This window comes from Mesorhizobium sp. M7A.F.Ca.AU.001.01.1.1, from assembly GCF_004022735.1.
Classification (GTDB): domain Bacteria; phylum Pseudomonadota; class Alphaproteobacteria; order Rhizobiales; family Rhizobiaceae; genus Mesorhizobium; species Mesorhizobium ciceri.
Genome location: NZ_RZPF01000251.1, coordinates 1 through 8,003 on the forward strand (window position 1 = coordinate 1; position 8,003 = coordinate 8,003).

Here is an 8,003-nt window from a genome sequence, read left to right on the forward strand (position 1 = left end):
CGCAAGGGCCATGACCAAATTGTTCCGCACTGCGGCGCTGGCGCTGCTCGCCATCATCATTTTCGCGACCTTGTCGCCGATCCAGATGCGGCCGCATCTCGCTGAAGCAAATGTCGAGCGTGCCTTGGCTTATGTCCTGCTAGGCTTCGCCCTCGCGGTCGGCTTCCCCAACCGACTGTATCAAGTGGTGATCTTTGTGGCTGTGATCGCCGGCATGCTGGAACTGCTTCAGCTCATTGATCCCGGTCGCCATGCACGCCTCATCGATGCATTGGTGAAAGCCTTTGCCGGGGTGGTTGGGATCGTCGCGGGACACCTGATCGTCAGGGCCGGCCGGCAAAAGAGCGAGAGCTAGGCGCGGCAGCAATCCGCCGCGGAGGATCGAGCCTTCGCTAGGCAGCGGGAACCCCCACATTGTCGATTAGCCTGGTTTTGCCGAGCCATGCCGCTGCGAGAAGACGCCCTTCGCGGTTTCGACGCCATGGCGCAAGCGTCAGGCTTTCGCGTGCCTCGACATAGTCGACCTTCTGGAAACCGGCGGCGATGAGGTCGCGGCTGGCCTCTTCGGTTGCGTCGGTTTGGTGGGCGCCTGCCGCCAGGGCCGCAGCCGTTTTGCGCAATATCACGTTGAGTTGGCGGCCGACCTTCAGTTCGGCCTCATCGAGATAGGCGTTGCGTGACGACATGGCGAGACCATGCGCGTCGCGTATCGTCGGGGCGCCGACGATCTCGACGGGCAGGTCGAGATCGCCGCAGAGCTGTCTCACCACGCAAAGCTGCTGGTAGTCCTTCTCGCCGAAGACCGCAAAGTCGGGCGTTGCCTGCAGGAGGAGCTTTGCCACGACGGTGGCGACGCCTTCGAAAAAGGTCGGCCGAAAGTCCGATTCGAGCCCGGCGGAGGGGCCGCCGACCGAGATTTTCGTGGCGAAGCCGGCGGGATACATCTCGCCAACCGTCGGTGTGAAAGCAAGGTCGGCCTTTGCCGCGCCGAGCCGGTCGAGATCGCGGGCGAGTTGGCGCGGGTACTTGTCGAGGTCTTCGCTCGGCGCGAACTGTGTCGGGTTGACGAAGATCGACACGACGCAGCGCTCGGCTTTTTCGAGTGCGATCCTGACCAGCGAGATGTGCCCGTCGTGCAAAGCGCCCATGGTCGGCACCATGGCGACACGAAGGCCGTCACGGCGCCAGTCATGGATTTGCGTGCGAAGTGCGGCAACGCTATCGACGACGACGGGTTGGCTCATGCGTCATCCCTGCTGTTTGTCGCCGAAAAGACATGGCCGGGGCCCGGGAATGTCCGGTTTCGCACTTCTGCTGCATAGCTCTTTGCGGCATGCGAGATCGCGTTGCGCAGGTCGGCGTATTCCTTGACGAATTTCGGCACGCGATCGACGGTCAGCCCGACCATGTCGTCGGTGACCAGGATCTGGCCGTCGCAGTCGCCGCTGGCGCCGATGCCGATGGTTGGGATGGCGAGGCGGCGGCTGATATCGGCGGCGACCCTCTCGACCGTGCCTTCGATGACCACCGAGAAAGCCCCGGCGTTCTCGACGGCGAGCGCATCGCGAAGCAAAGCCGCAACAGCCTCCTCGGTGCGGCCTTTGATCTTGTAGCCGCCGTCCTTCTCGACCGATTGCGGCTGCAGGCCGATATGCCCCATGACCGGAATGCCGGCGGCGACGATGGCCGCGATCTGGCTAACCATGTCGACGCCGCCTTCGAGCTTTACCGCCTGGCAGCCGGTTTCGTCGACGACCCGCCGCGCCGAGGCGACGGCAAGTGCTGCCGTGACCTCATAGCTGCCAGCCGGCAGGTCGACGACGACGCAGGCACTGGCCGAGCCGCGCATCACGGCTTGCCCATGTGCGATCATCATCTCCAGCGAGGCACCCAGTGTCGTCTTGTGGCCGTGGAGGACCATGGCGACACTGTCACCGACCAGAAGCAGATCGACATGGTGATCAAGCAGACGGGCGATGGGATAGGTATAGGCGGTCAGGCAAACGATCGGCGCGCCGCCCTTGCGGTGGCGAATCGCCTCGGCGCTGATGCGCATGTCGGTGGTCGGCAATTCCGTGGCCAATCGTCACCTCCTTTGGCCTCAAGCCGGGCTGGATACAAGCATGGGCGCGCAGAGCTTTAGAAACACCGCAAAGGCTTGGCAAGCGTGCATGCAGCCACCGGCAGGATCACAGGCTTGTGTCGGGTTTCAGGAAAGCCATTTGCGCACACGCCGGGGCAAAAGCCTTGCCTTCGGCAAGGCCTGACGCCATAAGCAGGAAACGGGCGCTGCCGGCGCGAGGGTTTTGAGATGAAGACTTTCCTTACGCAGTTTTTCACCTGGTGGAACAGCCAGACGATAGGAACCCGCCTGCACACGTGGCGGTATGGCAAGAAGGTCGGCCAGGACGAGACCGGCAATTTTTACTACGAAGGCGGCATCGATTCGGAAGGCCGCACGCGCCGCTGGGTCATCTACCGCAATTATTCGGAAGCTTCGGCGATACCGCCCGGCTGGCACGGCTGGATGCACCACCGTGTCGACGTCGCGCCGTCCAGCGAGGACTACAAGCCACGCGACTGGCAGAAGCCGCATCAGCCCAATCTGACCGGCAGCCCGGCGGCCTATCGTCCGAAGGGCTCGGTGCTCACCAATCAGCATCGCCCGCAGGTCACCGGCGACTACGATGCCTGGACACCCGGGTCGTAGCGACAGGGTGCAAGCCGGTCCTTTATCGCCACAATTGGTGTTTAGCTGCTTGCTGATCAGAAAACGGCGACTAGCCTTGGCGATCGACAGAATCACCCGGGCGCGAACCACCGGTATCTTTGCATGAGCTTTTCTTACTCAATATCGGCCAGTCTGGCGCTAGCCGCCGGTCTTGCCGTCAGCACCGTGGCCTTCGCCGCTTCGCCTGAGCCCGCGGCACCCGCGCCGGCGCCGCCCGCGGGAGCGGACCGGGTTACCAATGCCGTTGCCGAGTTTGCCGGTATCGACAAGATCACCGGCCGGATCATCACCTTCGATGTCTATATCGACGAGACGGTGCAGTTCGGCGCTTTGCAGGTGACGCCGCGCGTCTGCTATTCGCGGCCGCAGGCGGAGGCGCCGAAGACCGATTCCTTCGTCGAGGTCGACGAGATCACGCTCGACCGCAAGATCCGCCGCATCTTCACCGGCTGGATGTTTGCCGAAAGCCCCGGCCTCAACGCCGTCGAGCATGCCGTCTACGACGTCTGGCTGAAGGCCTGCAAGCAGAAGTCGGATGTGCCGGCGCCCGACGGAGCCAAGGCTGACGCAACCAAAGCGGAGGCTCCCAAGCCCGCCGCAGCCAAACCGGAAGCCGCGACCACTCCGGACGTCACAACGCCTGATGTGACGGAGCCGGACGCTTCGGAACCCGATACTACCGACACCAACTGATCCCCCGGAACCGTCCTGGCCACAATGCGTTGGGCCACGGACGAGCGCACATTCATGCGTAAGGAGGATCTTCCGATGTCAGACAGCAAACGGATCACGGCTAGCAAGGCCGAATTGCTGGAACTCGAAAAGGGATTCTGGACGGGCGACTCCGCCTACTACGCGGCCAACGCCGACACCGAATGCCTGGTGGCATTTCCGCAGATGGCACAGGCGATGGACAATGCGGATCTGGCCAAGACCGCGGCCAAGCCCAACCGCTGGCGCAACCTGCAGATGGATCTCAAGGGCATTATCGAGCCGGGCAGCGACATCATCATGCTGACTTACGAGGCGCGTGCGACACGGGAGAATGGCGAGGCTTATGCCGCGCTGGTCAGCACCGGCTACGTCCATCGCGCCAACGGCTGGAAGATGATGTTCCATTCGCAGACGCCATTGGAAGCCGCTACCGGGAAGTAGGCTCAATCCTCAGGGATAGAATATTGCCTCGCCCTTCAACGCATCGGCGAGCATCTTCTCATACTTGCCGCGCGGCACGTCGACCGCGCCGAACCGCTTGAGGTGCTCGGTGGTGAACTGCGTATCAAGCAGAGCAAAGCCCCGCGCCTTCAAGCGCTCGACGAGGTAGAAGAGGCAGGTCTTGGAAGCGTCCGTCTCTCTGGCGAACATGCTCTCGCCAAAAAACACCCGGCCGAGCGACACGCCATAGAGGCCGCCGACCAGCCGGTCCTCACGCCACGCTTCGACCGAATGACAATGGCCTATCCGATGCAACTCGATATAGGCTTCGCGGATCGGCGCATTGATCCAGGTCGAGCGCCGCTCCGCGCGCTTTTCGGCGCAGCCGTCGATGGTCGCCTCGAAATCGAAATCGAAACGGATGTCGAAGGGATGTTTCTTGATCGTTTTCCAGAGACTTTTCGGCGTGTGAAAGCCGTCAAGCGGGATGATGCCTCGTGTCTCCGGCCGCACCCAGAACACCTCCGGGTCGCCGGCACTTTCTGCCATTGGGAAGACGCCCGAGGCGTAGGCCTTGAGCAGCAGGTCGGTGGGGATGCGATAGCCGGGCGCGTAGGGGCGGGTCATCGCGTCTCCGCGCTACTCTTCCTTGGCCAGGTATTTTTCCAGCCAGTGGATGTCATAATCGCCATTGGCGATGTCGGCATTGCCGACGAGATCGCGAAACAGCGGCAGCGTCGTCTTGATACCGTCGACGACGAACTCGTCCAGGGCGCGGCGCAGGCGCATCATGCACTCGACGCGGTTACGCCCATGTACAATCAGCTTGCCGATCAGGCTGTCGTAATAGGGCGGGATCTTGTAGCCGGAATAGACGCCGGAATCGACGCGGATGCCCAGACCACCCGGTGTGTGGAAATGGGTGATCGTACCGGGCGAGGGGGTGAAGGTGCGTGGGTCCTCGGCGTTGATGCGGCATTCGATGGCGTGGCCGTTGAACTTGATGTCCTCCTGCTTCACCGAGAGGCCGCCGCCGGAAGCGACGCGGATCTGCTCATGCACGAGATCGATGCCGGTGATCGCTTCCGTCACCGGATGCTCGACCTGCAGGCGCGTGTTCATCTCGATGAAATAGAACTCGCCATTTTCGTAGAGGAACTCGATCGTGCCGGCGCCGGAATAGCCGAGGTCGGCGATCGCCTTGGCGCAGATGCCGCCGATACGGGCGCGCTCTTCGGCATTGAGGGCCGGCGAGGGCGCCTCTTCCCAGACTTTCTGGTGGCGGCGCTGCAAGGAACAGTCGCGCTCGCCGAAATGCACGCCGCGGCCAAAGCCGTCGCCGAACACCTGCACCTCGATATGGCGCGGCTTTTCCAGGTATTTCTCGATGTAGACCGCATCGTCGCCGAAGGCCGCACCGGCTTCCGTGCTCGCCGTTTGCAAGGCGACCTCAAGGTCGGCCTCGGTAAGCGCTACCTTCATACCGCGCCCGCCACCACCGGCCGATGCCTTGATGATCACGGGATAGCCGATCTCGGCGGCAATGCGCCTGGCTTCCTTTTGGTCGGTGACGGCACCGTCCGAACCGGGCACAACCGGAATGCTGAGGCGCTTGGCGGTTCGCTTGGCCTCGATCTTGTCGCCCATGATGCGGATATGGTCGCCGGACGGACCGATGAAGGTGATGTTGTGCGCGGCCAGTATGTCGGCGAACTTGGCGTTCTCCGACAGGAAGCCGTAGCCCGGATGCACGGCGTCGGCGCCGGTGATTTCGCAGGCCGCAACGATCTGATGGATGTTGAGATAGCTGTCGCGCGATGGCGGCGGACCGATGCAGACGCTCTCGTCCGCGAGCCGCACATGCATGGCGTCGGCATCGGCGGTCGAATGCACCACCACCGTCTGGATGCCGAGTTCCTTGCAGGCGCGCAGTACCCGGAGGGCGATTTCGCCGCGATTGGCGATGAGGATCTTCTGAAACATCAGGCCCGCTCTACTCGATCACGACGAGCGGCATGCCATATTCGACCGGCTGCGAATCCTCGAAAAGGATCGCGGTCACCGTGCCGGCGCGTGGCGAGGGGATCTGGTTCATCGTCTTCATTGCTTCGATGATCAGCAGCGTCTGGCCTTCCTTGACCTTCTGGCCGACTTCGATGAATGCCTTGGCGTCCGGCGACGGAGCCAAATAGGCCGTGCCGACCATCGGTGAGGTGACCGCATTCTTGGAAAGGTCCGCCACCACAGGCACGGCAACGGCGGCAGCCTGCGCTGCTGCCGGCGCATAGGCCGGTTGCGGCGCCGCGATTGCATGAACGGCCGGCGCCTGCCGCGAGACGCGCACCTTCAGGTCGCCCAGTTCAACCTCGATCTCGGTGAGATTGGTGTCGTTCAGTATGCCCGCCAGATCGCGGATCAGTTGCTGGTCAACACCGGTCTTCTTTATCGACATTTTCGAGCCTTCTGTTTGTTGGCCGGTCATAGGCGTGCGGCCAGCGCCTGTAGCGCCAGCGTATAGCCGAGCGGCCCAAAGCCACAGATCATGCCGACGGCGACCGGCGCGACCATGGAGACGTGGCGGAATGGTTCCCGCGCATGGATGTTGGAAAGATGAACTTCGGCCACCGGCAATGGTGCGACGGCGCGGATGGCGTCGTGGATGGCAATCGAGGTGTGGCTGTAGGCGCCCGGGTTGATGACGATGCCGACAGCCTTGTCGCCGGCTTCCTGAATCCAGTCGACAAGGTCGCCCTCATGGTTCGACTGGCGGAAATCGATCTCGAACCCCAGCGCCGTGCCTGCCTGCTTGCAGTCGTCGGCGATCGCGGCAAGCGTCTTGCCGCCATAGATGCCCGGCTCGCGCTTGCCGAGCGCGTTGAGATTGGGACCGTTCAGGACGAAAACCGTTTTCAAAAAAGCCGACCTTTCCCGGCGCCGTCATCAAGCCGGCGCGCTGGGCCCTCTATAATGGGCATAGCCGCCCGCGGAAAGAGCGCAAGTGCGTTCTTTCACTGTCCACAACAGGCGGAAATGTGCCAGTGAGAGATAGCTGGCGAGCAAGATCAGAGCGCGGCTTTCGCCGCCTCGATCTTTTCAGCCAGCACTTCCTGCCCGAGCGCCCCGAACACCACCTCGTTGCCGACGACATAGGACGGCGTTCCGGTGATCGCCAGTTTGTTGGCAAGATCGTAGGTCTTGGCGAGGGCCTCGTTGATTGTCGGGTCCTTCATCTTCTCGCGCAGCGCCGCTTCGTCGGCGCCGAGCGACAGCGCGACCTTCATGGCCGCCGCCTCGGTGGCGCGTCCCTGACCGCCGAGCAACGCATTGTGGAACTCGCCGTACTTTTCCGGGTGCATCAGGTGGAAGGCCATCGAGACCACGCTCGCCTTCTGCGAATCCGGTCCGAGGATGGGGAATTCCTTGAGCACGAAACGCAGGTCCGGATCGGTCTTGGTCAGCGCCTTCATGTCGTCGATGGCACGTTTGCAGAAGCCGCAATTATAGTCGTAGAACTCGACGATGGTGACCTTGCCGGTCGGATTGCCGACGACGCCGTCGAAGGCGGAGTTGAAAATCTGGTCCTTGGCATCCTTGATCACGCCGAGATGAGCGATGCGCTGCTCTTCCTTCTGCTTGGCCTCAAGCGCGTCCTGGACCTCCAGAAGAACTTCCGGGTTTTTCAACAAATAGTCGCGGATGATGCCTTCGACCTCGGTGCGGTCGATCTTGGTATCGGCCGCCGCCGTCTCGACCGGCTGTGCGGTCCCGGCCTTGGCGATCTGCGGGTTTCCGGCAACGAATCCGAAAGCCAGCATGGCCAGAGCGACCGCAACCCCCGTGGTGCCCAGCAGCAGTGCCTTTTTCATCGTTCCTGTTCCTTCTGCCTGTTTTCCGGTCTGGCTATGTCGTGGCGCGGGGCCGGAAGGTTCACTTGATCTTGGTTGATGGCTTGTAGTTTATGATATCCTGGGCGCGAAGCCAGCGCGGCTCGCCGCGTTTCATCTGCTGCTGCGCCCGCATGGCGAAAATCTTCGCATCCTTGTAGTTGCCGGAATAGAAATGGCTTTCAGCGGTGGCAAGTTCAGCGCCAGGTATGTCGCCCAACTCGCCATAGGCC

11 protein-coding genes and 1 pseudogene are annotated in these 8,003 nt (G+C 62.5%); 4 read left to right on the forward strand and 8 right to left on the reverse strand.

Annotated elements, in window-relative coordinates:
• Positions 1–10: 10 nt before the first annotated feature.
• Positions 11–355: a hypothetical protein gene (locus EN884_RS16900; RefSeq protein ID WP_063170249.1), complete on the forward strand. Its 345-nt coding sequence runs from the start codon at positions 11–13 to the stop codon at positions 353–355.
• Positions 356–392: 37 nt separating this feature from the next.
• Here EN884_RS16900 and panC read toward each other — a convergent pair whose 3' ends face one another.
• Positions 393–1,244, reverse strand: coding sequence for a pantoate--beta-alanine ligase (gene panC, locus EN884_RS16905; protein ID WP_063168095.1), 852 nt, complete (start codon positions 1,242–1,244; stop codon positions 393–395).
• Entirely contained in the window at positions 1,241–2,056 is an 816-nt protein-coding gene (panB, locus tag EN884_RS16910; protein ID WP_032808013.1) for a 3-methyl-2-oxobutanoate hydroxymethyltransferase, read from the reverse strand. The genes panC and panB overlap by 4 nt, the downstream gene beginning before the upstream one ends.
• A gap of 255 nt (positions 2,057–2,311) precedes the next feature.
• Here panB and EN884_RS16915 point away from each other — a divergent pair, with 255 nt between their 5' ends.
• From EN884_RS16915 to EN884_RS16925, 3 genes are all read left to right on the forward strand, one after another.
• Positions 2,312–2,710 (forward strand): NADH:ubiquinone oxidoreductase subunit NDUFA12, encoded by a 399-nt coding sequence (locus EN884_RS16915; protein WP_013531353.1) that lies wholly within the window; start codon positions 2,312–2,314, stop codon positions 2,708–2,710.
• A gap of 123 nt (positions 2,711–2,833) precedes the next feature.
• On the forward strand, positions 2,834–3,424 hold the full coding sequence (locus EN884_RS16920; RefSeq protein ID WP_013531354.1) for a DUF2155 domain-containing protein: 591 nt from the start codon (positions 2,834–2,836) through the stop codon (positions 3,422–3,424).
• 75 nt (positions 3,425–3,499) lie between these two features.
• Positions 3,500–3,886 (forward strand): hypothetical protein, encoded by a 387-nt coding sequence (locus EN884_RS16925; RefSeq protein WP_024503882.1) that lies wholly within the window; start codon positions 3,500–3,502, stop codon positions 3,884–3,886.
• Positions 3,887–3,895: 9 nt separating this feature from the next.
• On the opposite strand, the gene aat is transcribed toward EN884_RS16925, so the two are convergent.
• The 6 genes and pseudogenes from aat to EN884_RS16955 all read right to left on the reverse strand — a co-directional run.
• The gene (aat, locus tag EN884_RS16930) at positions 3,896–4,513 is read right to left on the reverse strand and encodes a leucyl/phenylalanyl-tRNA--protein transferase (RefSeq protein ID WP_024503883.1); all 618 of its coding nucleotides are present in this window, start codon (positions 4,511–4,513) and stop codon (positions 3,896–3,898) included.
• 12 nt (positions 4,514–4,525) lie between these two features.
• Positions 4,526–5,869 (reverse strand): acetyl-CoA carboxylase biotin carboxylase subunit, encoded by a 1,344-nt coding sequence (gene accC, locus EN884_RS16935; RefSeq protein ID WP_063168094.1) that lies wholly within the window; start codon positions 5,867–5,869, stop codon positions 4,526–4,528.
• A gap of 10 nt (positions 5,870–5,879) precedes the next feature.
• Complete coding sequence (accB, locus tag EN884_RS16940; protein ID WP_013531358.1) at positions 5,880–6,338, reverse strand: acetyl-CoA carboxylase biotin carboxyl carrier protein; 459 nt, start codon at positions 6,336–6,338, stop codon at positions 5,880–5,882.
• Positions 6,339–6,364: 26 nt separating this feature from the next.
• The gene (gene aroQ, locus EN884_RS16945) at positions 6,365–6,799 is read right to left on the reverse strand and encodes a type II 3-dehydroquinate dehydratase (RefSeq protein ID WP_013531359.1); all 435 of its coding nucleotides are present in this window, start codon (positions 6,797–6,799) and stop codon (positions 6,365–6,367) included.
• 149 nt (positions 6,800–6,948) lie between these two features.
• Complete coding sequence (locus EN884_RS16950; RefSeq protein WP_013531360.1) at positions 6,949–7,752, reverse strand: DsbA family protein; 804 nt, start codon at positions 7,750–7,752, stop codon at positions 6,949–6,951.
• Positions 7,753–7,813: 61 nt separating this feature from the next.
• Positions 7,814–8,003, reverse strand: a pseudogene (locus EN884_RS16955) (M48 family peptidase); the annotation flags it as partial.

Excerpts from the sequence above, each read along its gene's own strand:
- EN884_RS16920 (WP_013531354.1), top strand. The coding sequence starts at position 2,834 with ATGAGCTTTTCTTACTCAATATCGGCCAGTCTGGCGCTAGCCGCCGGT.
- EN884_RS16915 (WP_013531353.1), top strand. The coding sequence starts at position 2,312 with ATGAAGACTTTCCTTACGCAGTTTTTCACCTGGTGGAACAGCCAGACG.
- EN884_RS16900 (WP_063170249.1), top strand. The coding sequence starts at position 11 with ATGACCAAATTGTTCCGCACTGCGGCGCTGGCGCTGCTCGCCATCATC.
- EN884_RS16950 (WP_013531360.1), bottom strand. The coding sequence starts at position 7,752 with ATGAAAAAGGCACTGCTGCTGGGCACCACGGGGGTTGCGGTCGCTCTG.
- panB (WP_032808013.1), bottom strand. The coding sequence starts at position 2,056 with ATGCGCATCAGCGCCGAGGCGATTCGCCACCGCAAGGGCGGCGCGCCG.
- EN884_RS16925 (WP_024503882.1), top strand. The coding sequence starts at position 3,500 with ATGTCAGACAGCAAACGGATCACGGCTAGCAAGGCCGAATTGCTGGAA.
- accC (WP_063168094.1), bottom strand. The coding sequence starts at position 5,869 with ATGTTTCAGAAGATCCTCATCGCCAATCGCGGCGAAATCGCCCTCCGG.
- panC (WP_063168095.1), bottom strand. The coding sequence starts at position 1,244 with ATGAGCCAACCCGTCGTCGTCGATAGCGTTGCCGCACTTCGCACGCAA.
- accB (WP_013531358.1), bottom strand. The coding sequence starts at position 6,338 with ATGTCGATAAAGAAGACCGGTGTTGACCAGCAACTGATCCGCGATCTG.
- aat (WP_024503883.1), bottom strand. The coding sequence starts at position 4,513 with ATGACCCGCCCCTACGCGCCCGGCTATCGCATCCCCACCGACCTGCTG.